This window comes from Hymenobacter metallicola (assembly GCF_004745645.1).
GTDB lineage: Bacteria > Bacteroidota > Bacteroidia > Cytophagales > Hymenobacteraceae > Hymenobacter > Hymenobacter metallicola.
Genome location: NZ_SRMB01000001.1, coordinates 1,111,223 through 1,136,017 on the forward strand (window position 1 = coordinate 1,111,223; position 24,795 = coordinate 1,136,017).

The 24,795-nt window shown below is 63.2% G+C and carries 18 protein-coding genes; 6 read left to right on the plus strand and 12 right to left on the minus strand.

Features of this window, described 5'->3' with window-relative positions:
• Nucleotides 1-4: 4 nt before the first annotated feature.
• On the minus strand, nucleotides 5-691 hold the full coding sequence (locus tag E5K02_RS04680) for a helix-turn-helix domain-containing protein (RefSeq protein ID WP_135392544.1): 687 nt from the start codon (nucleotides 689-691) through the stop codon (nucleotides 5-7).
• Between the two features lie 258 nt (nucleotides 692-949).
• Here E5K02_RS04680 and E5K02_RS04685 point away from each other — a divergent pair, with 258 nt between their 5' ends.
• A complete protein-coding gene (locus tag E5K02_RS04685; RefSeq protein ID WP_135392546.1) occupies nucleotides 950-2,260 on the plus strand; it encodes a M23 family metallopeptidase in 1,311 nt (436 codons plus the stop codon).
• A gap of 262 nt (nucleotides 2,261-2,522) precedes the next feature.
• Here E5K02_RS04685 and E5K02_RS04690 read toward each other — a convergent pair whose 3' ends face one another.
• The 9 genes from E5K02_RS04690 to surE all read right to left on the minus strand — a co-directional run bounded on the left by E5K02_RS04690 (nucleotide 2,523) and on the right by surE (nucleotide 12,270).
• Nucleotides 2,523-3,119, minus strand: coding sequence for a hypothetical protein (locus E5K02_RS04690; protein ID WP_135392548.1), 597 nt, complete (start codon nucleotides 3,117-3,119; stop codon nucleotides 2,523-2,525).
• 172 nt (nucleotides 3,120-3,291) lie between these two features.
• Entirely contained in the window at nucleotides 3,292-4,005 is a 714-nt protein-coding gene (locus tag E5K02_RS04695) for a hypothetical protein (protein ID WP_135392550.1), read from the minus strand.
• Nucleotides 4,002-5,798, minus strand: coding sequence for a S8 family serine peptidase (locus E5K02_RS04700; protein ID WP_167856283.1), 1,797 nt, complete (start codon nucleotides 5,796-5,798; stop codon nucleotides 4,002-4,004). The genes E5K02_RS04695 and E5K02_RS04700 overlap by 4 nt, the downstream gene beginning before the upstream one ends.
• Before the next feature lie 177 nt (nucleotides 5,799-5,975).
• Nucleotides 5,976-6,506, minus strand: coding sequence for a 2'-5' RNA ligase family protein (locus E5K02_RS04705; protein WP_135392554.1), 531 nt, complete (start codon nucleotides 6,504-6,506; stop codon nucleotides 5,976-5,978).
• 324 nt (nucleotides 6,507-6,830) lie between these two features.
• Nucleotides 6,831-8,225: a M20/M25/M40 family metallo-hydrolase gene (locus tag E5K02_RS04710; protein ID WP_135392556.1), complete on the minus strand. Its 1,395-nt coding sequence runs from the start codon at nucleotides 8,223-8,225 to the stop codon at nucleotides 6,831-6,833.
• A 112-nt stretch (nucleotides 8,226-8,337) separates the two neighbouring features.
• A complete protein-coding gene (locus E5K02_RS04715; RefSeq protein ID WP_135392558.1) occupies nucleotides 8,338-9,531 on the minus strand; it encodes a hypothetical protein in 1,194 nt (397 codons plus the stop codon).
• Nucleotides 9,528-10,115, minus strand: a complete 588-nt coding sequence (locus tag E5K02_RS04720) for a histidine phosphatase family protein (RefSeq protein ID WP_135392560.1) — start codon at nucleotides 10,113-10,115, stop codon at nucleotides 9,528-9,530. The genes E5K02_RS04715 and E5K02_RS04720 overlap by 4 nt, the downstream gene beginning before the upstream one ends.
• Before the next feature lie 14 nt (nucleotides 10,116-10,129).
• Nucleotides 10,130-11,131 carry a DUF1028 domain-containing protein gene (locus E5K02_RS04725; RefSeq protein WP_135392562.1) on the minus strand — a complete coding sequence of 334 codons (1,002 nt, stop codon included), beginning with the start codon at nucleotides 11,129-11,131 and terminating at the stop codon, nucleotides 10,130-10,132.
• A 245-nt stretch (nucleotides 11,132-11,376) separates the two neighbouring features.
• On the minus strand, nucleotides 11,377-12,270 hold the full coding sequence (gene surE, locus E5K02_RS04730) for a 5'/3'-nucleotidase SurE (RefSeq protein ID WP_135392564.1): 894 nt from the start codon (nucleotides 12,268-12,270) through the stop codon (nucleotides 11,377-11,379).
• A 121-nt stretch (nucleotides 12,271-12,391) separates the two neighbouring features.
• On the opposite strand from surE, the gene E5K02_RS04735 reads away from it, so the two are divergent.
• The 5 genes from E5K02_RS04735 (at nucleotide 12,392) to E5K02_RS04755 (ending at nucleotide 17,298) form a co-directional block, all read left to right on the plus strand.
• A complete protein-coding gene (locus E5K02_RS04735) occupies nucleotides 12,392-13,036 on the plus strand; it encodes a hypothetical protein (RefSeq protein WP_135392566.1) in 645 nt (214 codons plus the stop codon).
• Between the two features lie 118 nt (nucleotides 13,037-13,154).
• Entirely contained in the window at nucleotides 13,155-13,589 is a 435-nt protein-coding gene (locus E5K02_RS04740; protein ID WP_135392568.1) for a DoxX family protein, read from the plus strand.
• Between the two features lie 108 nt (nucleotides 13,590-13,697).
• Entirely contained in the window at nucleotides 13,698-15,446 is a 1,749-nt protein-coding gene (locus E5K02_RS04745) for a M14 family metallopeptidase (RefSeq protein WP_135392570.1), read from the plus strand.
• Between the two features lie 89 nt (nucleotides 15,447-15,535).
• The gene (locus tag E5K02_RS04750) at nucleotides 15,536-16,432 is read left to right on the plus strand and encodes an ABC transporter ATP-binding protein (RefSeq protein ID WP_135392572.1); all 897 of its coding nucleotides are present in this window, start codon (nucleotides 15,536-15,538) and stop codon (nucleotides 16,430-16,432) included.
• Nucleotides 16,433-16,533: 101 nt separating this feature from the next.
• Nucleotides 16,534-17,298 carry an ABC transporter permease gene (locus E5K02_RS04755; protein WP_135392574.1) on the plus strand — a complete coding sequence of 255 codons (765 nt, stop codon included), beginning with the start codon at nucleotides 16,534-16,536 and terminating at the stop codon, nucleotides 17,296-17,298.
• Between the two features lie 80 nt (nucleotides 17,299-17,378).
• Here the strand turns inward: E5K02_RS04755 and E5K02_RS04760 are convergent, their stop codons facing one another.
• Together E5K02_RS04760 and E5K02_RS04765 are read right to left on the minus strand one after the other, a co-directional pair.
• Complete coding sequence (locus tag E5K02_RS04760; protein ID WP_135392576.1) at nucleotides 17,379-18,173, minus strand: hypothetical protein; 795 nt, start codon at nucleotides 18,171-18,173, stop codon at nucleotides 17,379-17,381.
• A 305-nt stretch (nucleotides 18,174-18,478) separates the two neighbouring features.
• Nucleotides 18,479-24,541, minus strand: coding sequence for an FG-GAP-like repeat-containing protein (locus E5K02_RS04765; protein ID WP_135392578.1), 6,063 nt, complete (start codon nucleotides 24,539-24,541; stop codon nucleotides 18,479-18,481).
• Nucleotides 24,542-24,795 lie beyond the last annotated feature (254 nt).

A 24,795-nucleotide genomic window follows, 5' to 3' on the forward strand; every position in this document is an offset into this window, starting at 1 on the left:
AACTTTAGAAACGGACCCGGTACACGTCCAGATTCCCGCGGCGCAGCTGGGCTCCCTGGTACACAATGGTCAGCACATTCAGGGCGTAGCTGAACAGCAGCACCCCCACGTAGCCGCCCGCCGACACCGGCAGCCGGTAGCGGGCGGCGAGGATATTGCCCAGTACCACCAGCATATAGGCAAAGAAGCACCCCACCTGCCATAGCACCTGAAAGCCCAGCACCCGCCGCCCGATTTCGGCCACATGCTCGGTGTCGTGGCGCCGGGCCCGCCACAGCAGCAGGGGCACCACAATGTTCAGAAACGGGAAGGCCAGGAAGCTCAGCGCACTCAGGTTGAGCAGCTGCACAAAGCCCGGGTCGGACCGCAAGGCCGGGACCGGCTGACTACCGGGCGCAGCAGCTTCAACGGCCGGCGGCGCCAGGGTCTGGGTAGCCGCTACCGCCTCGGGGGCTGGGGAAGGAACGAAGTCCACGGGGGCAGATCTAGGAGCTTCCGGCTCGGTCCGCAGGGCCTCGAGCGTCACGTCCAAGGCAGCGGCCAGGGCCTGCAGGGTGTGGCCGCGCGGCACGGTTTCGCCCTGCTCTACCCGCTGAATCGTGCGCAAGCTCACCCCCGACTGTTCGGCCAGTACCTCCTGAGACAGGCCCTTGCTTTTACGAATAGACTGGATACGAGCAGCGGAAAACATAGCAGTAGGTTGGATAGAGGTCAGTAAAGTCGACCAATAATACCTATTTCCGTCCGGGGTTACGGCATGGCTTCGCTAAGAAACTGGCGGCAGGTACTGAGAAGCAAGCGGGAGCTATCCGGCCTGCGACTGACTGGGTGGCGCTTCAGTTATCCAGCCCGAGCCCAGCGAACTAGCTCCCCAAAAACTGGGTTTAGGGTAGTATATCAATTCCGCTCGATGTCCGCTATCCGCCTGTCGCTCCGTTTTTTCCTTTTATTGCTTGTAACCACCGCCTGCAGCCAGCAGCAAACCCTGCAGGGTCTTTTCCAGAAAAGCACGCCCCACGAGGCGTACGCCCGCCGCCTGCGCCAGGCCCACCTCGACGAAACCGCCCTGGGCCGCGACTGGCTGGCCGCGGCCGACCGGGCCCTGCGCGACTCGCTGGTCGTGACGCTGCCGTTCCAGGAAACCGGCTTGTTTCGCGCCGACCGGGCTATGGCCGCCTCCTACCGCTACGCCGTGCGGGCCGGGGAGCAGATTAATATCAGCCTGACCCTGGCGGCCGGCACCGACGCGCACGTGTTTTTGGATGCGTATGAACTCAGCCCCAACCACTTGCCCAGCCCCATTGCCTCGGCCGATACCACGGCGCTGTCCTTTAGCTACGCCGCGGCCGACGACCAACAGCACCTGCTGCGGGTGCAGCCGGAGCTGTTGCGCTCGGGCCGCTATACCCTGCGCATTCAGCGGGCCCCGTCGCTGGGTTTTCCGGTGAAAGGCAAGAACGACGTGGCCGTGGGCAGCTTCTGGGGGGCCGACCGGGACCAGGGCGCCCGCCGCCACGAGGGCATCGACATTTTTGCCAAGCGCGGCACGCCCGCCGTAGCCGCCGTGTCGGGGGTTATTACGCGCACCGGCGTCACCCGGCTCGGGGGCAACGTGGTGTGGCTAGCCGATACCCAGCACGGGCAGCACCTCTATTATGCTCACCTCGATAAGCAACTGGTGCAGCCGGGGCAACTGGTTAAAAAAGGCGACACGCTGGGCCTAGTCGGTAACACGGGCAATGCCCGTACCACCACGCCCCACCTGCACTTCGGTGTCTACCGGGCCGGCCGTGGTGCCGTCGACCCCTTCCCTTTTGTGCGCCGGGCCGACGCCCTGCCGCCCGCGCCGCGCACCAAGCCCGAGCGACTAGGTCAGTGGGTGCGGGTGCGGGAAAAGGCGGCTACCCTGCGCCGCAGCCCGGCGGCCAAAGGGGCCACCGTAGCGGCCATGAGCCGGAACACGCCGCTGTTTGTGCTTGGCAGCCAGGCTAATTGGTACCGCGTCGAGCAGCCCGACGGCCGCATCGGTTACGTGCCGGCCGAGGCGGTAGTGCCCGCTGCTACGCCCGCCCTGCGCCAGGAGGCCCTCGCCACTTCTGTCGATTTATACGCCTATCCCACAGCCGCTGCTGCTCCGCTCGATACACTGCCGGCCCGCAGTCAGGTGGCCGTGCTGGGAGAGTTCAAAGGCTTCCGCCTGGTGCGCAGTACTTCCGGGGCAATTGGCTGGCTTACCAAACCGGCGACGCCCCACGGCTAAGCTTTCCAGGCGCTTCATACAAACCTCATCCAGCGGCGCTCATCTTTCGCCCAGGTGATTGGATTTAGACATGGCGTGGCTCTTGGTAGGGGCTGCGCCATTCTTTTTTTAGCTAAACATATCCTTTCACAATTGAATAACAAATTATTGACAATCAATTTATTATTCCTTACAACAACACTTTCAAACCAGACAAGTATCGGTAAAAACAAAGCCTTCCTGCTGGAGCAGAAAGGCTTTGAGGTTTGGGCTAAACAAAAGCTTACTCGGCAATTACAACTGCTTTCTGCAGCTTTTTAGCGTAAGCAATACGGCGCTCTTTCCCACCAACGGTGATGTAGTCGAACCCTACTGCCTTGTTGTCTTCCTTCACCGCCGACCAGGCCTGCGCATCAATTTCGGCGGGCTGGGCCGCCGCTTTGGGCACGGCAGGCTGGGTGAAGCGGTCCTCGCGGAAGAAGTTGTTCATTCCCTTGAGAATGGCAATTTCCTTGTCGCGCACCGTGGCAGCCTGCGGATCTTCCAATTCGCGCTCATCGAGCAGGGCCGTGGCCGGCATTATCTCCTTGCGCAGCGTGTCGCCGGCACTGCTGACGATGATAAACTTGGCCTGGGCATTCAGGATTTTGGGCCCCTGAAGCTGCAGAATGAAGTTATCCTTGGTCTTAGTGTTCGAAAAGTAATGCGCCGTGCGCACGGTATTGAGTACGGTACGGCTGTTGAGGCGGCTGGTAGACGTGGGGGGCGTATACACTTTGTCCGCGTTCTGCGACGTGCCGACTTCCCGCTCCGTGTTGATACAAGATGTTGTTTGCAGCAAAAGGGCTGCGCAGGCAGCGGGGAGGAAAAGTTTTTTCATTGTGGGGTAATCAACCATCTTCTAATCAGTTCGGCAAAATACAAAAGTCCCGAACAGCCTTGCTCACTGGACAGGAATTCAGTGCCAATTTTGTACCAAAGCAGGGTTGTTGGGTGCATGTACCACAAAAAGCAGCCGAAGGTTGCCTTTTCCCGCCCGGGTATTTTACAAATTAAAGCCAGCCTAATTCCAACCCCACCACCCAGCGCGGCAACTCCGGATACTGGGGCTGCACCTCGGCCGTAAACACGTCGGAAAGCCGGTAGCGGCCGGTCAGGGCGTAGCGGCTCGAACCCGCCCGCAGGCCCACGCCGTAGCTCCAGCGGCGCAGATACGAAAGCCCGTGCTCGGTAACCGTTATGCGTTTGGCCCCATTGCCCGGCCGGTCTTCGTAGTGGTGGGCCGTGCTGATAACCCAGCCGCCCCAGCCGCCCACATCCACGTAGCGGCCGATGACATTGCCGCGCCGGCCGTAGTTGAGCCGGGCAAAGCCTTCCAGCTGCGCCTGGGGCGTCGCCAGATACTCGCGGTGGTGCTGGGCTGCATTCGGCACTAGCTTCTGGGCTTTTTGGGCCAGGTGGTAGGCCACCCGGGCGTAACGCAGATCCAAGCCCAGCGCCAGCCCCTGCGACAACCGGAATTTATTGCGCAGCCCCAGCACCAGCTCTCCGGAGGCCGGGTAGCGCAGCTCGGCCCCGGCAGCGGCGGGCTTACCGGCCACAAAGCCGTAGCCAAGGTAAAAATGATTGTAGAAGGCCCGATTAGGGCCAAAGACACTTTTCACGGTATCCACTGCCGGGTTTTCCTGCAGCAGAATCCGTTGGGCTCCAACGGGGCCCGCGGCCGTTAACAAGGTGCCGACCACCAACAAACCAGACTTCCTCATGGGACCAGATAGCTTTGAGTGATGCCCCGGTAGCAAACCCGCACCGTGTCGCCGGGGCGCAGGGTGCGCCGGGGAATCTGGAGCACCGCCCGTTGGGTAACTTCGCGCACCTCGTAGCTGCGCAACACGCCCTGCGGGTCGGCTACGTGCCAGTACAGGTACATAGGTCGCACCGGGGCCATCGGCGCCGGCTCGGGTAGTGCCTGGCCCGGGGCTGGCTGCCGGCTAAGCGGCGGGGCCAGTTCCTCCCGCCCTACCGCCGGCACTTGTTGCGCGGCACGAACCACCGTTGCCGAGTCGGAATACAGAGGGAGTACCTGAGCCGGAATAATGGCGGCTTCCGGTCGGATCAGAATGGCCAAAACGGTGTCTTGGTGAACGAAATCGACTGTTGGACGCTTACTACGGACTTCCCCAGCGGGCCGGAGCAAGGCTGCCGCCTGGGGCAGCCCATAACCGTGGGCGTAGTCGAAATACGGGTACAAGTCGGCGCTGGCCTGCAGCCTCTCGAAAAGCTGCATTACCGTCAGACTACGATTTTGCTGCCAGGCGCAGGCGGCAAAGCCGGCCAGCAGCGGGCTGGCAAAGGAAGTACCCTGGGTGCGCACGTACCCGCCCGGGGCCGCCGCCAGCACTGTGCCGAAGGCCATGACATTGGGCTTGAGCCGCCGGTCGGCGCTGGGGCCGTAGCTGCTGAAATCAATGTGCAGGTTGGTATCCGGGTCGAGGCCCCCCACGGTCAGCACGGAGTCGGCATCGGCCGGCGTGCCGATAGTAGGCCAGTCCGGGTCTTCCCCATCGTTGCCGGCAGCATTTACCACCAGAATTCCTTTGCGCACGGCCATTGCGGCCGCCCGGGCCACCAGGCTGGTACGCCCGTTCATCTGCTCGGGAAAGTAGCGCCGGTCGGTGTAGCCCAGCGACGAGTTGATAATATCAGCCCCGTTACGGTCGGCCCACTCGGCGGCGGCCAGCCAGGCTTCCTCCTCGGCGTAGATTTCGCGGGTGAGTCGCTCGGTACGGGCCAGCAGAAACTCGGCCTTGGGAGCCAAGCCCAGGGCGGTACCATCGGGCAGCAGGCCGGCCAGGCAGGAAAGTACCTCGGTGCCATGAGTGCCGCCCACAAACACATTGGGGCCCTTCCGGACAAAGTCGTAGGTGGCAACCAGGCGCTTCTCGCCAATCAGCTGGGCAAAGGCCGGGTGGCGGACCGTGCCGATAAAGCCCACGTCGAAGATGGCAATGCGCAGCCCTTGCCCCTCGAGGCGGGCCTGGCGCAAGGCCGGGCCGCCCAGGCTGGCGGTTTGGCGGCGGGCCAGCTGCCGGTCGTCGGCGGTGATGGTCATGCTGCCCCGCTCGATTGTGCCGGCCTGGGAGGCTAGCTGCAGGGAGCTTTGCTCCCATTGCTCCACACTTACCACTCCGGGCAGCATGCGCAGGCGGGCGGCTTGGGCCGGAGTAGCCCGGCAGGCCACGGCATTAAACCAACGGCTGACCAGCGTCACGGAATCGGCCACGGCCCGGATCTGCCGAACAAAATCGGGGCGGACGGGAAAATCGGTGCTGTCGGCCGCGGGTAGCCCCTGGCGCTGGCGCCGCAGTTGGGCGGGAGCAGCGAAGTACGTTGCCGGGTTGAAATGCATACCGGCCTTGTTGCGCAGCAGCACCCAATAGCGGGCTGGAGTGACTTCACTGGAAGGCAAAGTACCAGCTTGCAGAGCGGCACTTTCGAGCAGTAAACCGGCAAAAACAATGAGTTTGCCCCAACGGGCGGCAGACCAACGGATAGCCACAAACAAAGCGGAGCAGTAATTTGATACAAACCGGAAGGTACAAGCTGGGCCTGAAAAGGCCGCCTTCCATGACAAAATTTGCGGCCCCCACCCTACCAACCAGCTGCGGCTTCGCACGGCACGACCAGCTAAGGAGAGTCCAGGAATGCCTGCGCCAGGTCAGGCAGCGGCTTTTCCTTAAGCCGGCAAGTAAAACTCTTCCACCTGACGCCACTGCTGCCCATCGTGGCGAAAAAGCACGAAGCTGCCGACTGCGAAGGTAGCCTGGTAGTGGCGGGCGACGAAAAGGCTACGCAGTTCGGGGACGGCACTAGTGGGCAAGTCGCGGGTGGCAAGGGTCATATGGGGCGTGAAGGGCCGGTTTTCGCGGGGTACCCGCGGGGCGTGCTGGGCGCACCAGGCGACCAGGGCGGCGTGAAACGCCTGCACCGGCCCGGGCTGGGCCACCTGCACAAAGAGCGTGCGGTTGCCAAACCACCGGAAGTCCTGCAAGCCGACGGAAAAACGGGCCTGGGTTTTGGCAAACTCGGCTAAGGTTGCCCGAAACTCCGGCTCAAAGGCCTCGGGCTGGCGCAGGGGCGGAATCAGGGTGATGTGCGGGGGCAGGCGCACGGCGTTGCGGCTGCCCGTCAGCTGGTGCACTTCCTGCTTCATGGCCCAGACTTCGGAGAAAACGGGCTCCGGGGGCAACAGTGCGACTAGGAACATAAGGGGGGCTAACAAATAGATGGATTAGGGGGCTAAAGCCGTGTCCATCCCGGCGGCGCGCGGTACTCTACAGCAATAGGCCCCGTGTTCTTACGTGAAAAGCCCTTCCCCGTGCGCAACGAGAAAGGGCTTTTCGGGAAAAGAACGCAGGACGTATGTCTGGCGGACGAGTTGACACCGCTTTCCTCGTAAGGCCAGGAAAAAGGGCTTGGTGGTGAAAAGTCAGGGCGTACTGCGCAGCGGACCGGTTGCTTCGGCTAGCGCCTCGCAACGACACGCGAAGACCATCAGCACCTTCTTCTCCAGCACAGTATTACCCCCCGATTACAGCCCGTACTTGCTCAGCAAATAAATCAGGCTGGCCATGCTGGCCCCGCCCAGCTCCAGCTCCCGACGGTTGACCTTGTCGAAGGTGTCGGCGGCGGTGTGGTGGATGTCGAAGTAGCGCTGGTCGTCGCAGTCGTAGCCGATGAGGGCCTTGGTCTGGTCTTTCAGCGGCTCGATGTCGGTGCCGGAATGGCCGGCCTTGAACTCGGTGCTGCCGTAGGGCCGGAACAAGGGCTGCCACTGCTGAATCTTTTTGACGGTAGGGGCCGGGGCATCGATGTTGAAACCGCGGGGCGTAAACCCGCCCCCATCCGACTCCATGGCCGCCAGGTGCTTTTCCCCCGCCGACTTAGCCAGCTCGGCATATTTGGTGCCGCCCCGCACGCCGTTTTCCTCGTTCATAAACAGCACAGCCCGCACGGTGCGCTCGGGCTTGAGCCCGGCGGCCTTGAGCAGCCGCAGCGCCTCCATGCTTTGCACGCAGCCCGTACCATCGTCGTGGGCTCCCTGGGCCAGGTCCCAGGAGTCGAGGTGGCCGCCTACGGCAATGATTTCGTTGGGATACTTGGTGCCCTTAATTTCGCCCACCACGTTGTAGCTTTTCACCTCGGGCAGGGTTTCGCAGTTCATTTCCAGCTCGAAGGTCAGGCCGGGGTCGGCTTTGAGCAGCTGGCTGAGCTGGTCGGCCCCGTTGGTGCTCAGGGCGGCAGCCGGAATTTTGGTCACCTTCTCGTCGTAGCGCATGGTGCCGGTGTGGGGGAAGTCGTCGTGGGCCAGGGACAGGGAGCGAACCAGGGCCCCGATGGCACCGCGCTTGGCGGCTTCGATGGCCCCGTTGCGGCGCTGGTCTCCGGCTTCGCCGTAGGCCTGGCCGGTTTCGATAAAGGTGGGGTTCATGGGCCGGTTGAAGAACACCAGCTTGCCTTTCACTTTCTCGTCGGGCAGGGCGGCCAGCTCGGCCCAGCTTTGCACCTCTACCACCTGGGCCTTGATGCGGCCATTGGTACCGACCGAGCCGCCCAGGGCACAGACGTTCATGTCGAGGCCCTTGCCCTTGGCCCCCTTGATTTCCGCTTTTTCCTTGGCCCCGCGCACCCAGTGGGGCACCATTACTTCCTGCAGATACACCCGGTCCAGGCCCAGCTTTTCCATCGTGACCTTGCCCCACTGCACGGCCTGCTCGGCCTGGGATGACCCGCTGAGGCGGCCGCCAATCTGGCCGGTGAGGTAGCGCAGGTTTTCGTAGCTCTGCCCGCGCAGCAGGGCTTCGTCGTAGATTTTGCGCAGAACGAGCGAGTCGGGTTTGTTGACTTTAGCGGTTTGGGCGTGCGAAGTGAAAGCCAGTAAGCCGAGGCCCGAAACAAGCAGCCCGCGGCGGAAGATTGAGCGCATAACCAAGAAAATTCAGCGAAGAAAAAACAGTAAAAACCGGGTCAGCAGGCCTCTTTACGCCGGTACCGACGGGCTAAGGTAACACGAAACGCGGGTGGGCTGCGTGCAAAGGTTACTTTTTTGGCACCAGGCCCCGCTCCTGCAATACCGGGCCCAGCGGACCGCTGCGCTTGATGAGCGGCAGCAGCTCCTCATAGGTCAGCACAATTTCCAGAAACCGGTCGGCAGTGCCGGCCCCGGCTTTACTCAGGCGGGCATCGTCCCGGTCGTCGAGCGTAAACACCAGGCCCGCCGGAGCCAGTACAAATCCGCCTACGGGCAGGCGGGGCAAGGGAGCTTTCACGGCCCGGGAGGCCGGCAAGCCGGCCAGGTAGCGCTCCACGCTGCGCTGAAACAGGCTGAGCAGGCGCTTCTGATAATCTTTGACCAGCAGATCGGCCAGCTTCAGGCGGCGCCCCGTGCGCAGGTCGAAGCTAACCCCGTCGTACCATTCGTGGGGCTGGTAATCCGGACCCTGCTGAAAGCTGCTCACCCGCATGACGGAAAACAGGTTGTTGCCATTGTAGACCACGTCGGTAGAGCCATGAAACTGGTAGCCTTTATCCTGGCGCTGTTTGCGGCGCAGCAGGGTGTCCAGGTAAAGGGGCATCATCTCGGCCGAAACCGGGGCGGCCAGCACCTGGCGCAGGCGCCGCTCGGCCCCGGGGTTCTGGGGCAGCTTGACCTCGAGGTAGAACTGGTAAAAAAACGCCGAGTCCCGGGGTTGCTGACTGGTTTCGCGCCAAGCGTTGTAGCGCCACATTTCCCACAAGTCCTGCTCGTAGCGGGCCGCCTTGGCGTAGGTTTCGCGCAGGGTGAAGGGAGCCGTGCGGCGGCCATCGGCGTTTTCCCAGGTGCCCCGCACCGTCCCTCCTTTTTTGCCCGGCAGCCGCAGTTGCCCGGTGATATCCCCGGCCGGCGTTTCGCATACGTTCACGGTGCGGGGCCCGGGCCCGGCGTCAAACCGCGCTTCCTGCCACACCCCCCACCGCTCGTAGTAGTAGCCGCCCGTGTAGCTGCCATTGGCCGAGTCCAGCTCCATTGTAATCGGGAACTTGCCAATGGCGCCCCGCAAACGGCGCGGACCGGCCAGCCGTTCGTGGTAGAGGCGGGTGGGCCGGGCCGAGGTATCGGGGGGGCCCACGAAGCTAGCCGAGCCGGGTACCGGCCGCACAACAGAATCGGCGGCCGGGTTCAGGGTTTGGGCGGCTACCGGCCCACTACCCAGCCCCAGCCCAGCCAGTAACAGCACGAGCAGTCTTCTCATTTAGCGGCCGGTACTACCGTAGCGGCTCCGTACGGCTGGCTCGTGGCCGTGGCCGCGCCCGTGGCCGGCAAGCGTACTTCGAGCAGGTAGCTGTGCTCGTAGTCGGGCACGGTAGCCACGGGACGGGTGGCGCCCAGGGCTTCCGCCGTTTCCAGAATCGTATTGGAATGGCCCACGACCAGCACTTTTTTACCTTGGTACTCGGTCTTGATTCGCTCGATTAGGGCGCTCAGCTGCCGGGCATCGTACACCTGCGGCGTCAGTTGCAGCTTGGCAGCCAGGGGCGCGGCCGTGGTGCGGGTCCGGGTGGTATTGGTGGTGAAGATGGCCGCAATGGGCTCCTGGCCCAGCTTTTCCCGCAGGGCCTGGGCCCGCTGCCCGCCGGCCGGCGTCAGCACCGGGTCGGGCAGACCGGGCGTGGGGTCTTTTTCGGCATGGCGCACGATGTAGACCGTCGTAACAGCGGATGCGGCGGCCGTAGGCTTGGCGGCCGCGCACCCCAGCAGGCCGGTGGCTACGAGCCAGATAAAACCGGCCACCACGACAGCCCGGCCACCGCCACACAAGAGGGATTTGAATTTCATAGGAGTCAGCGTTGCTATTTTAAGCTCAGAATCTGCTTGAGCTCAGCTTCTGTTACCGTGAGCAGGCCCACTTTGGGTAGTCGTTCGGTGAGGGTGCGCCAGTTGGGGTCTTGCCGGAAAATCGGTTTGAGCAGGGCCAGGGCCGCGGGCAGCTGCTGCTTGTTGGCCAGGGTAATGGCGTGCCAGTACTTCATTTCCAGGTTTTCGGGAAACATCTTCTCGGCCGCCTGATACTCCTCAATGGCCCGGGGCATATCATTTTTCTCCACGGCCAGGTCGCCGGCATTCATATGGTCGTAGGCGCGGGTGAGGCGCAGCAGGCGGGCCAGCTCGGGCAGCGGAGCGGCATTGTCTTCCACCCGCAAATCAATCAGCCGGTCGTCCCAGGGCGCGGCCGTAGCTTTGCCCCGCACCACCAGCAAAGCCGCCGACTGCTTGCCGCGGATGTCGCCGCCCGCGGCCTGGGCCGCTTCCAGGGCCGACAATACCCGCTCGGCAAAGGGCAACTTGGCGTTTTGCTCGTAAGCCTTGGCCATAGCGGGCCACACCTTGTCGTTGAGCATCATGTTGGCCTGCACCGAAAACTGGTTGCCTTTGATATGCCCGGCCAAGTCCACGCATTTCTTGCCCGTATGGGTGGCCACGTTGCCGCGGGCATCCACAATGGCAACCTGGCGCACCTCCCGGCCTTCGTCGGTAGCCAGTAGCTCGTCGAGGGCCTGCTGGGCGGTTTTGCCGCTTTTCAGCAAGGCTAGGCCCCGGGTCCCGAACGACTTATTGGTAAACGACTGCGTAGCCACCACGCCCACCCCGGCCTCGCCCCAGGACACGGCCGTGCCCACCGAAAACCAGTGGCTCTGCACGGCCACGGCCATATCGCCGGTGGCCGGGTCGCGGGCCACGATAGAAAAAGTGTGCGCCAGCGGGTCGGCGGCGGTATACACCTGGGCCGCCGCGGGCCGGGACAAGCCGAGCGCCAGCAGCGCGGCGGCAACAAATCGGGAGTTGAGTAGCATTAGCAAGCGTAGCGGAGTGAATTTGGGGGGAAGATAAAGCACAAACGCGTCTGGGCGTGCGAGGCTGCTTCCTGCCAGCCGACCAAGGGCCACTCGTAGCGGATTGTACCAAAACAGGCGGTACCAAAAGTTTTTGGCACCGCCTGTTTTGGTACAGCTCTATTGCTGCCGTTAGGCTGGCACCCACCAAAACGCGACGAGCTCCGAAAGGCGGTTTCGGAGCTCGTTTTGGCCAAAGCCGCCGCTTACTTCTTAGCCGTTTTCTTGGCGGCCGGGGCCGGCTTGGCTTTCTGCGGGGGTTGGGGCGACGTTGCTTTCGAAACCGTTTTGATTGGTTTGCCGCCCTGTAATCCCAGCTGCCACTGCTCGTTCATCTGCGTCAGGCCGTGCAGGGCCGTCAGGTCGAACTGGCAGGGCACGATGGAAATATAGTTCTGGGCCAGGGCAAATTCGTCGGTATCCTCGCCCTGGTCCTCGTTCACGAAATTGCCGATCAGCCAGTAGTAAGGCCGGTTGTGCGGGTCGTAGCGCAAATCGAACTCCTCCTGCCACTTGGCCCGGGCCTGCCGGCAGAGCCGGGCGCCGGCAATGGGCTGGGCCTGCTTCTTGGGGAAGTTGATGTTCAACGCCGTGCCCACCGGAATGCCGTGCGCCAGGGCCTGGCGCGTGAGGTGCTCCACCCATTCTTCGGTGTGCGAAAAATCGGCCTGGTGCCCGTAGTCGCAGAGGGAAAAGCCAATGGCGGGCAGGCCCTCAATGGCGGCTTCAATGGCGGCCGACATGGTGCCCGAGTACAGCACGTTCACCGAGGAGTTGGAACCGTGGTTGATGCCCGATACCACCAGATCCGGGGTGCGGTCCTTGAGCACTACGTGCTTGGCCAGCTTCACGCAGTCGGCGGGCGTGCCGCTGCACTCGTAGGCCTCGATGCCTTCGAAAATGGTGCTGGGGTCGAGGCGCAGGGAGGTGCCGATGGTAATGGCGTGGCCCATACCCGACTGCGGCGAGTTGGGCGCCACCACCACCACCTCGCCGATGCGGCGCATCACGCGCACCAGCAGGGCGATGCCCGGGGCCGTGATGCCGTCGTCGTTGGAAATCAAAATCAGCGGTTTACGAGCTGTAGCAGGCACGGGCAGCGGAGTTTAGTGGTACAATATCCGGGCAAAGGTACACAAGGGCCGGAGTTGGGCGGTTACACGTAGAAAGCTGCTGTATACGTCAACGCCCGGCGTGCTGCCCCCGTATTTCCTGCCAACCATGATCAACCCAAGCTACCTTTCCGCGGCCCTGCTGCTGCTACTCATCAGTTGCGACTCGCCCGCGGGGCGCACCCCGGCCGCCTCTTCCGGCTCGGAAGCCCCCTTTGCCGGGAGCACCGGCACCACCGACCCCGCCGCGCTCGGCTCCTCGGCCGCCAACCTGCCCGATTCGCTCCACCTGATTAGCCCCAGCCAGGTGGGCCGGCTGCGGCTTAACATGAAGGAACGGGAGCTGCTGGCCTTGGTACCGGCTGCCCAGCTCACCAAAACTTCCTATCAGTATAAAGGAGTCACCTACCCGGCTTACCGCCTGCGCGACGCCCAGCAGCCCCAGGCCCCGGAAACCATACTGGAGTTTATCAGCGGCCCCGACTCGGTGGTTACCCTGCGCCGCATCCGCGTCTACGACCCGCAGTACCGCACGGCCGAGGGCATCGGGGTAGGTTCCCCGTTCGGGGCAGCCCGGCAAGTGTACGGCCTGACGCGCGTACGCCAGGACGAGGACGACTTTGTCGCCATATCGGGCCAGATGCGCATCGGCTGGATTCTGGACGAAAAGTCTTTGCCCGCCAACCACGGCACCGACATGAGCACGGCCGACATCCCGCCGGCTACCCGCATCATGGGCGTGCGGGTGCGGTAGCTCAACCGTGGGCTTATGGTATTCCACCATAAATCTTGTACTTTGGCAACGATGGTAGTCTTCCTATATACCTTTCTTCCCCTCCGCCAAACCTCGCCGCCTAGCCTACTCTCCTTCTATGGTCTTGTTTGAAAACCGCTACCGTTACCACGATTTGGGCCTGCTACTGCTCCGCGTCGGGATTGGGGTAATGTTCACCATCCACGGCTACCCCAAGCTGATGGGCGGGCCGGCAATGTGGACGCAAGTTGGAGGCGTGATGAAAATGGTAGGTATCGACTTTGCTCCCGCAGCCTGGGGGTTGGTGGCGGCCCTGGCCGAAGCCGTGGGCGGGCAGCTGCTGGCCCTGGGCTTGTTTTTCCGCGTGGCCTGCGCGGTTTTGGTGGGCACTATGCTGATGGCCACCCTGATGCACGTGCTCAGCGGCGACGATTTCAACGCCTACTCCCACGCCCTGGAATCGGGCATCCTGTTTCTGGGCCTGCTCTTTATCGGTCCGGGCAAATACAGCCTCGACCAGGCCCTGTTTCCGGCCCGCCGCCGGTTGTACTAAGGCCGGCCGCGGCCCGTTTCGGCGGCCCTCGTAGCCAGACCAAGGCGGAGCACGGGGGTATACGGCATTTTAGCTCTAGCTTCGCGGCTCTTTGCTACATTCGTCCGCATGCTCGCCTTCCTGCTTTCCGCGCTTCTGACCGTTTCCGCCCCCGCCCCGGATTGGCGCACGCCTTTTGAAAAAGGCAACGGCAACACCACCACGACCCACGCCGAGTGCATTGCCTACTACCAGCGCCTCGACGAAGCCTACCCCGAAATCCTCCTGCGCGAAGCCGGTACCACCGATATCGGCCAGCCCCTGCACGAAGTAGTGGTGTCATTGGACGGGGATGCCGACCCAGAATCGGTGCGGCGCAAAAACCGGCGGGTGGTCTTTATCCAGAACGGCATTCACCCCGGGGAGCCCGAGGGCATCGACGCGGCCATGATGCTGGCCCGCGACTACGTGCAGAAAAAGGAGCTGCGCCGGCAGTTGGAAAACGTGACCCTGGTCATCATCCCGATTTACAACGTGGACGGCTCCTTGGTGCGTAACTCCACCACCCGGGCCAACCAGAACGGCCCCGAGGAGTACGGCTTCCGCGGCAACGCCCGCAACCTGGACCTGAACCGCGACTATATCAAGCAGGACTCGCGCAACGCCCGGGCTTTCGCCCAGCTGTTTCAGCGCTGGCAGCCCGATGTGTACGTGGACACCCACACCTCCGACGGGGCCGACTACCAGTACACCATGACGCTGATTGCCACCCAGAAGGACAAGCTGCACCCGGTGCTCAGTCAGTACCTGACCCAGCGGCTGCAGCCGGCCCTGTACGCGGGCATGGCCAAGCGCAAGTCGCCGATGACGCCCTACGTGGACTTCGAGGGCCGCACCCCCGATGCCCGGGGCCTGCAGGGCTTTCTGGAAACCCCGCGCTATTCTACCGGCTACACCACCCTGTTCAACACCATCGGGTTTGTCACCGAAACCCACATGCTGAAGGCCTACACCCCGCGGGTGCGGGCCCAGTACGACTTTCTGGACCTGCTCGTGCGCTACGTGCACCAGGATGCCGCCGCCCTGGCCCAGGCCCGCGCCGAAGCAGCTCAGCAGCTGCAACGCCAGACCCAGTTTCCCCTGGCCTGGGCTATTGACACGACGTCAGCGGAGAAAATCAGCTTCCGGGGCTACGAAGGCAAAACCAAAACCAGTGAGGTGAGCGGGCAGCCCCGGCTCTGGTACGACCGGAAGGCGCCCTACACCCGCCCGATCAACTACTACAACACCTTCCGGCCCACGGTGAGCGTGACGCGGCCCGTGGCCTACATCATTCCCCAGGCCTGGGGCGAGGTCGTGGAGCGCCTGCGCCTGAGCAGCGTGCAGCTGCGCCGCCTCACCCGCGACACCACCCTGACCACGGAGGTGTACTACATTGCCGACTACAAAACCGGTCAGCGTCCCTACGAAGGGCATTACTTGCACCACCAGGTGGAAGTACGCCCCGAGCAGCAGCCCCTCACCTTCCGCCGCGGCGACTACGTGGCCTACCTCGACCAGCCCGCCGCCCGCTACCTCGTCGAAACCCTGGAACCTCAGGCCACCGACTCCTTTTTTGCCTGGGGCTTTTTCGACGGCATCCTGCAGCAGAAAGAGTATTTCTCCGACTACGTGTTTGAAGACGTGGCCGCCGAACTGCTCCAGCGCGACCCGGCCCTGCGCCAGCGCCTGCAGAAGCTGCAGAAAGACAACCCCGCCTTTGCCAGCAGCGGCGCCGCCCAGCTCGACTTCATGTACCGCCAGTCGCCGAATTACGAAAAGTCGCACCTGCGCTACCCGGTCGTGCGCTGGCAGGGCGGTAAGCTGCCGGTGGAATAACACCAGTTGGCCGTTGTTGGCTGTCAGTTGCTACAAGCAGACACCAGTACGACCGAACAACTGACCACCACTAACGAACTACAAGATTCATGGCCGTTCTCGAACTCGACAATCTTTCCAAGCGCTACGGCGGCACCACGGCCCTGCGCGGCCTCACGCTGCAGGTCGAGCAGGGCAGCGTCTACGGGCTGTTGGGGCCCAACGGCAGTGGTAAAACCACGACCCTGGGCCTGGCCCTGGGCGTACTGCGGCCCGACGGTGGCTCGGTGCGCTGGTTTGGCCAGCCTCTCTCCAGCCAAAGCAAGCGGCGGGTGGGCGCTTTGCTCGAAACGCCCAATTTTTTCCCCTACCTCTCGGCCCGCCAAAACCTGCTGCTGGCCGCCGACGTGAAGCACGCCGACCCGGCCACCGTGGATACGGCCCTGGAGCTGGCAGGCCTTACCGCCCGCCAACACGATGCCTTCCGGGGTTTTTCCCTGGGCATGAAGCAGCGCCTGGCCCTGGCCTCCACCCTGCTCGGCTCCCCCGAGGTGCTGGTACTCGACGAGCCCACCAACGGCCTCGACCCCCAGGGTATAGCCGAAGTGCGGGAGCTGATTCAGCGCCTGGCAGCCCAGGGCAAAACTATCCTGATTGCCAGTCATCTGCTCGATGAGATTGAGAAGGTCTGCACCCACGTGGCCGTATTGCAGCGCGGGGAGCTGCGCACGGCCGGCCCCGTGCGCGACATCCTGGCGGCCTCCGACCGGGTAGTGCTGCGCGTGGAAGCGGATTTGAACCCGGCGTCCTTGCTGCACGCCCTGGGCCAGCTGACCTGGGTAAGCGACGTGCGGCCCGAAACCGGGGGCGGCCACAGTGCCGTGCTAGCCCCGGGCCACACCCCGGCCGAGCTGAACCGGGCCCTGTTTGCCAGCGGCGTCGTGCTGGCGGGCCTGGAAGTGCGCCACCGCAGCCTTGAAGCCCAATTCCTAGAGCTCACCAAATAGCAAAATGGAGAGATAGTGAGTTAACGGTGCAGCCGCGCTATACCACGCCAGACGAACAACTCGCCAGTTCACCATCTCTCCCTTGCACAACTTTACCATCTATGCTTCTTCGCGCCGAACTTCGTAAGATTCTGCCCTACCGGACGGTATGGGTCATTCTGCTGCTTTTCGTAGGGCTTCTGGCTGGTTTTGTGTCGGTGGGCAGCAACGTGCAGATCAACGGCCAGCAGCTGGGCAATACGCTCTACGCCTTTCCCGAGCTCTGGCCCCGACTGGCGTACGTGGCCAGCTACTTTAATCTGTTGCTGGGCATTCTGCTCATCATTCTCATCACCGACGAATTCCAGTTCCGCACCTTCCGCCAGCAGGTCATTGATGGCAGCTCGGCGGCGGGCCTGGTGCAAGGAAAACTGGCGGTATCGGCACTACTGGCCGTTTTCGGGACGCTGGCGGTGCTGGCCGTCGGGTTGTTCTTTGGCCTGACCCGCTCCCCGGAAACCTTCGGCCGGTCTTCCGAAACCATCGGCGCCGTGCCCCTCTACGGCATCCAGGCGCTGGGGTACCTGGCGCTGGCGGCCCTGCTGGGCTTTCTGCTGCGCAAAGCGGGTCCCGCGTTTCTGGCCTTTCTGCTCTACGCCTGGCTGGTAGAGCCCCTGCTGCGCTTCGCCACCCCCGACCACATCGACCGGTATTTTCCCGTCAAGATTTTCGACAGCCTGACCCCGACGCCCGGCCAGGAATTGCTCAGCACCGTAACGGGCCCCTCCACCGCCCTGCTTCCCCCCCAGGCCGCCCCCATTGCCCTGGCCTATATTGCCGGGCTGTGGCTGCTGAGCTACCTGCTGATTCGCAGCCGGGATTTATAGTTGCAGCCGTTTGCCGTTGCCACCGAAAAAGGGCCTCAACGAATGGTTGAGGCCCTTTTCACTTTAGGATACTGACTTTGTTACTTGGCTTCCTTCTGCAGGGAGTTGGCGTAGTTCACAATGGAGGCCAGTTCCCGCGGGTCCATAAAGTCCAGCTTGTTGCCCTTGGCATACTGCTCGATTTGCTTGGCCTGCTGCCGGAAAATGGCCAGCAGGTCTTTTTTGGGGTTGCGCAGTGGCAGTACATTGCCGTTGGGCAAGCCCAGGTAAAACACATCTTTCATCGTCCGGTAGCGGCTCATGGAAGGAACCCCGTACCCGCCGTAGCCATAGCCGTACCCGGGGCCGTACATGGGCCCGTTGTTTATCGTGCGCTCGACCAGCACCTCGCGCCGCAGCAGGACGCTGGGCCCTCCGCTGAGCTGCTCGAAAAACGCCGGCGACTTGAAGTCGCTGTAATCCTTGTCGTGGTTCCAGCGGTAGGTCCGAAATACCCGCACCTGGCTGGTATCGACCCGCTCGCGCCGGGGCCGGGGCACGCTGTAATAAGGATTGCCGTAGTAATAGCCCGCGCGGGTGTCGAAGAAGTCCTCGTAGTTGCGCCGGTCTTCTTTCTGCCCTTTCACGGCAAAGCTCTGCACGGCCACGGCCGAGAGCGTACTCACGGTATTGTCGGGCATGGTGAGGCGAATCACGTCCTCGTTGCGGTGCAGCACCAAGGGGCCTTGGATCGTATCGCCGGAGGTGAGCAGCACGGTGCTTCCCGCAAACTGCTGGCTGAAGGCAACGTTCTGCTGGGCTACGGCAGCCGTACTGCCCCCGAAGCTGAGGATGGCCGCTAAAGCGACGCTAAAGGAGGAACGCAGTGTTTTCATAGCGAAAGAAAGGTAGCCTAAAAATCAAGCTTTTGCTTACGCAGATGCCGTTTTTTGTTGGTAAGAATCCCTGGCCACACACCAGCCAGGGGCTCCTTTGTGCTGTAACTACACCTACCCGCCGCAGGTTCACGCCCTGCTCGTTTCTGTACCACGCTAGCCAGACCAAGGCATAGCCCACGGCTCGGCTTGACCGATTGAGCCTTAAGCTGTTCTCTTGGCAGGGGGCGCTACGCCCCAAAGCAGCAAATGCCCGGCTACCTCCGAAGAGCCAACCGGGCATTTGCTGGTAAGCTTCTAGGAGTTTACTCTACTACCAGCCGCTGCGTCAGGCCACTACTACGCACCACGTAGACGCCCGCCGGTAAGCCCGCGGGCAGCGTTAGCAAGGCGCGGCCATCGGCGTCGGCCCGCGCCGAGGCAACCTGACGGCCAAGGGCATCGAGCACCTCCACGGGCGCCGCGCTCCGAATACCCGTCACGGTCACGGCAGAATGGGCCGGGTTCGGATAGAGCTGCTGCGCCGAGCCGCTGGCGGGCTGCACCGTGCGCACCGGCGACAGGCTGCTACTACCGTCGTGGTCGAACTGGCGCAACCGATAGTAGAGCACGGCGGCCGGGCGCGGGTACTCGGCGTCCAGGAAGTCGTAGGCCGTTGGGCTGGCCGTGGTTCCCTGCGCGCCCACGGTCCCGATACGCGCAAAGGTTTGCCCGTCGGTGCTGCGCTCCACCTCAAAGCGGGCACTGTTCTTTTCCGAGGCCGTCCGCCAGGTCAGGGCAATACCATCGGGGCGCTGGCGGGCCGTGAAGGCAGTTAACTCCACGGGCAGCGGCGTGGCGCTATTGGTGAGGAAAAATTCGGAGAAATGATCGGGCACCGCTACCTGGGCCATAAACCAGGGCACGTCGTTGCCGGGGGTGCTGGCCGAAGCGGGTAAGCTCCGGAATTCGCCCCGCCCAAAATCGTTGTTATCCAGCCGGCAATCCTCGTTGGCACCACTGTACTGCGTAACCCGCAAGGACGCATAGGTCGTGGCGGCATCCGCGGCCTGCAAACGGCTCATCTCGCTGGTCAGGCCGAAGAAGCGCATGTTGATGGTTTGCCCCGGGAAAGAGCCCCCGCTGGCCGTAAGCCGGAAGTTGCGGTCCAGGTACTTATTGCCCCGCCCATCGGCCCGCACGGGGCTTGCAGGGCCCGTCACCTGAAAATTGACCTGTACCGTGCCCAAGGCGGCGCGGGTATCCTGCAGCGCGGCCACCACCTGGCCGTTGTCGGCCAGCAGGTAGTGCCACTGCCCGTCGCCGGTGGCCGTGTAGGCCGTGGTCGTAGGACAGGTGCTGGTGGTGCCGTCGTAGAGCTTTAGCACCGTCAGGGCCGTGGTGCTGGTGCTGGAAGCGGCTCCCGTCGTTACCACCACCGGGCTGCTACCCGCCGGAAGACTGGCGGGCACCGTCGCCGTAATCGAGGTGGACGAGTTGACCACCACTCCCACCGCCGGCACTCCCCCGATGCGGACGCTACTGCCCGGCGCAAACCCAGTGCCGCGAATGGTTATTGGCATCCCGGCCAGCTCGGCGCTGGAGCTCAGGGCCGTAACCGACAAGGGCATTGCCTGGTTCAGGCGGACACTCACGGCCGAGCTGCCCGAGTTGGCGGTCAGCACATCCAGGTCACCGTCGCCGTCGATGTCGCCCAAGGCAGTCATAACCGGGCTGGTGCCGACACTGATACTGGCACTAACGGCAGGAACCGTGAAGTTGGCGCTGCCGTCGTTGACGTGTACGCTAACGGTATTACCGGCAAAGTTGGTAGTCAGCAGGTCCAGGTCACCATCGGCATCCACGTCGCCCAGGGCCACATGGCGCGGACTGTTACCCACGCTCAGGGTAGCATTGGTCGCCGGACCCACAAAATAGCCGTTGCCGGCGTTGAGGCGGACGCTCACGTTGTTGGAGCCCGAGTTGGCAGTCAGCAGGTCCAGGTCACCGTCGGCATCCACGTCGCCGACTGCCAGGCCGGTGGGGGTAGTTCCCACATATACCCGCTGCCCGCTGCTGCTGAAGATACCGGCTCCGTTGTTGAGGCAGACGAACACGGCTTGGTCATTGGAGCCGACCACCAGCAAGTCCAGGTCACCGTCGCCGTCGATGTCGCCCAGGGTGGTTTCCTGCAGATAATAGCCCAAGTAAAGGTCCGTATTGCTCGGGCCGTTGAAGATGCCGCTGCCGTTGTTGAAACGCACGCTGACCGTGTTGCCGTAGTAGTTCGACGCGGCCAGGTCCAGGTCACCGTCACCGTCGACGTCGCCCAGGGCCACGGAGCGAGGACCAGAGCCCACGTACACTTCCGAATTGGAGGCGGGAGCGGCAAAGCCACCGGCCCCATTGTTGAGCCGGACGCTGATCGTGTTGTTATCCGAGTTGGCCGTGAGCAGGTCCAGGTCGCCGTCGCCGTCCACGTCCCCGGTGACCACGCTGGCAGAATTGTAGCCGACTCCAACCGTAGCCCCCGTAGCGGGCGGCGCGAAGACCCCGCTGCCGTTGTTGAGCCGCACAGTTACCACCTGGGTGGTCGAATTGGTCGTCAGTACATCCAGGTCGCCGTCGCCGTCCACATCGGCCGTAGCCACGCTGCTGGGCGCGGCGCCTACGCCGGGTTCCGCGTTGGTGGCCGGAGCCTGGAAATTTCCGCCCCCCGTACCGGCGGTACCGGTCGTGAACTGGTACACCCGTTTGGAGGCCGGTAGCCCGCCCGCATTTTGCACCCCATTGGGTAGAGTTACGCGGACTACCTCACCGGGCTTAAACGAAGTAGTGGGCGTATTGGCCGCGGCGGCAAAGCTGAGCGTGCTGCCGCTCAGCGTCACGCTCCCGGCCTTCCGCCCACCGGCCTGGGCCGAGAATACGTGAATAGCCGAGCCGGGAGGTGTAGCCGTTATGGGCTCACTGAAGGTAAGGGCCACGCTGGAGTTGGTCAACGGCGCCGAACGGGCGTTAACGCCGGGGTTGAGGCTGAGCGGACTTAGCAGGGCGGTGAAGGCCGTGGTGCTCACTGGGCCGGCGGCAGTACTTGCCGTTATCAGGTTGGTGGGCCCGGCGCCGGCGGGCAGCACGAAGCTGATAGTAGACGCCGTATTAGCGACAATAGGCGTACTAACCCCATTCACCACCAGGTTGCTGGCCCCGCTGAGCAGGTAGTTACTGAGCGTAACGGTGGTACCGGCAACCCCGCTAGCGGGCGACACCCAGCCAATATGGGGCTTGGTAATATCCAGAGCCCCCAGAAAATTGACGCTGGTAGAGGCCGGATTCGTTATCGTCAGGTTGCTAAACGTAGCCGCCGGAGTCACGAATCCCCCAACGTACACGAAGTTACCGCTCAGGGCCAGGCTGGCGCCCAGGTCATTATTATTGCCCCCACCGAATGTAGCCCATTCGAAAACCCCGGCACTGGTGTTGTCGGTGTAGCGCGCCACCACCACGTCCTGGCTGTAGGCCGTGCCCCCATAAGCTGGCGTTTCGCCAAAGCGGATGGGCTTGCTACCGTCGTTGACAACCGCGCCCGTTACGTACACGGCAGTGCCGCTTACCGCAATGCTGGTCCCCTTGTCGAACTGTTCGCCCCCACCCGCTTGGGCCCAGTTCAGGGCCACGCTGCTGGTGTTGTCGGTGTAGCGGGCCACCAGAATATCCGAGTAATAAGCGTTGGTGCCAAAGCCAGGCAGGGCGGCGCCGCCAAAGCGCACGGCGTTGGCATCGGCGGCATTGTTGCTGAACGAGCCGGTCAGGTACAGGGCGTTGCCGCTGGCGGCAATACCGGCGCCCTGATCCGCGCCGACTCCCCCACCCACGGTGGCCCAGCTCAGCGCCGCGCTGGTTGTGTTATCGGTGTAGCGGGCTAGCAGCACGTCGTTGCTGGCGGTAGCGCTGGCGCCGGCCAGGGTGGTGGAGCCAAAGCGCACGGCATTAGCATCGGCGCTGTTGTTATACACTGTACCGCTCACGTATACCGCCGGGCCGCTGACGGCTATGCCAGCCCCAACATCGGCACCCGTGCCGCCACCGACCCGGGCCCAGTTCAGGGCCGCGCTACTGGTGTTGTCGGTATAGCGGGCCACCAGCACATCTTCGCCGGATGTGCCACTAGCCCCCGCTACGGCCGTCGTACCGAAGCGCACGGCGTTGGCATCGGTAGTGGTATTGGTAATAGAGCCGGTCAGGTACACGGCCGGGCCGCTGACGGCTATGCCCGTGCCCTTGTCCAGGCCCGTGCCGCCGCCGGCCCGGGCCCAGTTGAAGGTCACAGCAGTACCATTGTCGGTGTAGCGGGCCACCAGCACATCTTCGCTGGCAACGGTACTGGCGCCGGCCAGGGCGGTGGAGCCAAAGCGCACGGCATTGGCATCGGCGCTGTTGTTATACACTGTACCGGTCACGTATACCGCCGGGCCGCTAACGGCTATGCCGGTACTGCCGTCGGCGCCGGTTCCCCCGGCCGCTACGGCCCAGGCCCAGGTGCTGGTGCCGGGCACCCACTTGGCCACAAACAGGTCGTTGCCGCCCACACTGCCCAGGGTGGTAGCCCCAAAAGCTACCTCGCCCGAGAAAGTGCCGGTTACAAATACGTTACCACTGGCATCGACAGCCGTACCGGTCGTCGTGCTGGTGCCGCCGTGGCTGCTGCCTTTTATGGTTTGCCAGCTTCCGCTGGCAGTGGCATCCAGCAGGTTGCCCACCACGGCCCGGTTGGTAGCCTCCCGGCCGCCCATTAGCGGGGAGCCAGTAGCCGTACCGAAGGCGGCCGAGGCACTAGCCGTATAGCCACCCACCGACAGGCTGGTGCCGCTCACGGCAATACCACCGCCTTCATCGGCGCCGGCGCCCCCGCCGGTTCGGGCCCAGCTGAAGGTACCGCTGTTGGCATAGCGGGCCACCAGCAGGTCTTTGCTCAACGTGGTGCTGGCTCCAACAACATTAACAGCGTTGAAACGCACGGTATTGGCATTGGCAACCGTGTTGGTGGTGTAGCCGGTCAGGTAAGCCGCCGTGCTGTTGGCAACTACGCCCAGCCCCCGGTCTTCGCCCGTGCCCCCGCCCGCCCGGGCCCAGCCAAAGGCCCCGGCGTCGGTGTAGCGGGCCAGCAGCACGTCGGCGCTGGCCGTGGCACTGGCGCCGGCCACGGCCGTGCCATTAAAACGGACGACATGGGCATCGGCCGCATTATTGTAGATCGAACCCGTAACGTACACGTTGGCTCCGTTCACGGTTATGCCCTGGCCAATGTCTTCCCCGGTGCCACCCCCTACCCGCGCCCAGCCGAAAACGCCGGCATCGGTATAGCGAGCTACTACCATATCGGACGAGCCGGTAGCACTGGCTCCCGGCACGGCCGTGGTGCCAAAGCGCACGGCGCTGGCATCCGCCGCGTTATTGGAAATGATGCCCGTAATGTAGACCGAACTCCCACTCGCCGCTACCCCGTAGCCTTCGTCCCGGCCGCTTCCCCCGGCCGTCTGCGCCCAGGCATAATTGCCTGCAGTACCCATATCGTTATACCGAAACAGGATTATATTGCTCTGCGAACCGTAATAATAATCGGTGTGGCAGCCTCTGAATGCCTGACAGTGCTCGGAGGTAGACGTATAGGGTAAAACTTGACGACCGATAACGTAGACAGCATTTCCGTTCACGGCTATCCCTTTTCCGCCTTGGGACGCGGAGCTGCTCTGCACCCATTTCACGGTTGCCGAGGTGCCATTATCGGTGTAGCAGGCTACGACCATGTTATGATACAGGTAGTCGGTCCCGTAAAAGCTTGAGTGCGTGGAGCCGTAGGAGTACGAGTTGGCAGAACTATACACGCTTATTCCCCCGAAACTGGCCTGCGGGCTGCTGGGCATGGTGCCGTAGCCAGAGGAGTAGTAAAATTCATTGATGGCGCCGGTCAGGTACACATTCGTGCCGCTCACGGCAATGCCGTTGCCTTTGTCGTCGTATTGGCCGCCGCCACTCTGGGCCCAGGCCCAGGAGTTGGTAGCGGGCATCCACTTGGCCACAAATACGTCGGTGCCGCCCGCACTCGTGAGCATAGTGGTGCCAAAAGCAACTTGCCCGCTGAAATAGCCGGTCACAAACACATTGCCGCTGGCGTCGACGGCCGTACCGGTCGTCGTGCTGGTGCCCGAGCCCCCGGCCTGCATCGGATTACCGGCCTGGGCCAGCTGCCAAGCGGGTCCCTGGGCCAGCCCCAGGCCCGGCCGCAGCACCATCAGCATCAGAAGCGCCACGTAGCGCCAAAGCCGGCAAACAGAAAGAATAAGGGCCCGTTGCGCGGCCCGAAAAGAGGTGTGTGAGGAAACGTGCTGCATGCAGAAAGTAAGGGCTAGGCCCCAGGAAATAGCCGGACAACCTGAAAGTGCCCGAAGGATGGACGTTGCGTCGGCGACACAACCCCCAAAATTCCGGTACCGGGAAAGTCAGCACAATACCTAGAAGTAGGTATTCTCGCCCGGCATGCAGCACCACCTGGTGGTAGGAAACCTCAGCGGCGGGGTTTCCCAAGCCGGGGCCCTACCAACAAAAACACCCGACACGGGCTGGTGTCGGGTGTTTTGTGGGGTAG

Bases quoted from the DNA above. Each gene is read 5' to 3' on its own strand.
- E5K02_RS04745 (WP_135392570.1), top strand. From the start codon at position 13,698: ATGCTCGCCTTCCTGCTTTCCGCGCTTCTGACCGTTTCCGCCCCCGCC.
- E5K02_RS04765 (WP_135392578.1), bottom strand. From the start codon at position 24,541: ATGCAGCACGTTTCCTCACACACCTCTTTTCGGGCCGCGCAACGGGCC.
- E5K02_RS04755 (WP_135392574.1), top strand. From the start codon at position 16,534: ATGCTTCTTCGCGCCGAACTTCGTAAGATTCTGCCCTACCGGACGGTA.
- E5K02_RS04735 (WP_135392566.1), top strand. From the start codon at position 12,392: ATGATCAACCCAAGCTACCTTTCCGCGGCCCTGCTGCTGCTACTCATC.
- E5K02_RS04760 (WP_135392576.1), bottom strand. From the start codon at position 18,173: ATGAAAACACTGCGTTCCTCCTTTAGCGTCGCTTTAGCGGCCATCCTC.
- E5K02_RS04710 (WP_135392556.1), bottom strand. From the start codon at position 8,225: ATGCGCTCAATCTTCCGCCGCGGGCTGCTTGTTTCGGGCCTCGGCTTA.
- E5K02_RS04695 (WP_135392550.1), bottom strand. From the start codon at position 4,005: ATGAGGAAGTCTGGTTTGTTGGTGGTCGGCACCTTGTTAACGGCCGCG.
- E5K02_RS04690 (WP_135392548.1), bottom strand. From the start codon at position 3,119: ATGAAAAAACTTTTCCTCCCCGCTGCCTGCGCAGCCCTTTTGCTGCAA.
- E5K02_RS04720 (WP_135392560.1), bottom strand. From the start codon at position 10,115: ATGAAATTCAAATCCCTCTTGTGTGGCGGTGGCCGGGCTGTCGTGGTG.
- E5K02_RS04705 (WP_135392554.1), bottom strand. From the start codon at position 6,506: ATGTTCCTAGTCGCACTGTTGCCCCCGGAGCCCGTTTTCTCCGAAGTC.
- E5K02_RS04680 (WP_135392544.1), bottom strand. From the start codon at position 691: ATGTTTTCCGCTGCTCGTATCCAGTCTATTCGTAAAAGCAAGGGCCTG.
- E5K02_RS04725 (WP_135392562.1), bottom strand. From the start codon at position 11,131: ATGCTACTCAACTCCCGATTTGTTGCCGCCGCGCTGCTGGCGCTCGGC.
- E5K02_RS04715 (WP_135392558.1), bottom strand. From the start codon at position 9,531: ATGAGAAGACTGCTCGTGCTGTTACTGGCTGGGCTGGGGCTGGGTAGT.
- E5K02_RS04740 (WP_135392568.1), top strand. From the start codon at position 13,155: ATGGTCTTGTTTGAAAACCGCTACCGTTACCACGATTTGGGCCTGCTA.
- E5K02_RS04750 (WP_135392572.1), top strand. From the start codon at position 15,536: ATGGCCGTTCTCGAACTCGACAATCTTTCCAAGCGCTACGGCGGCACC.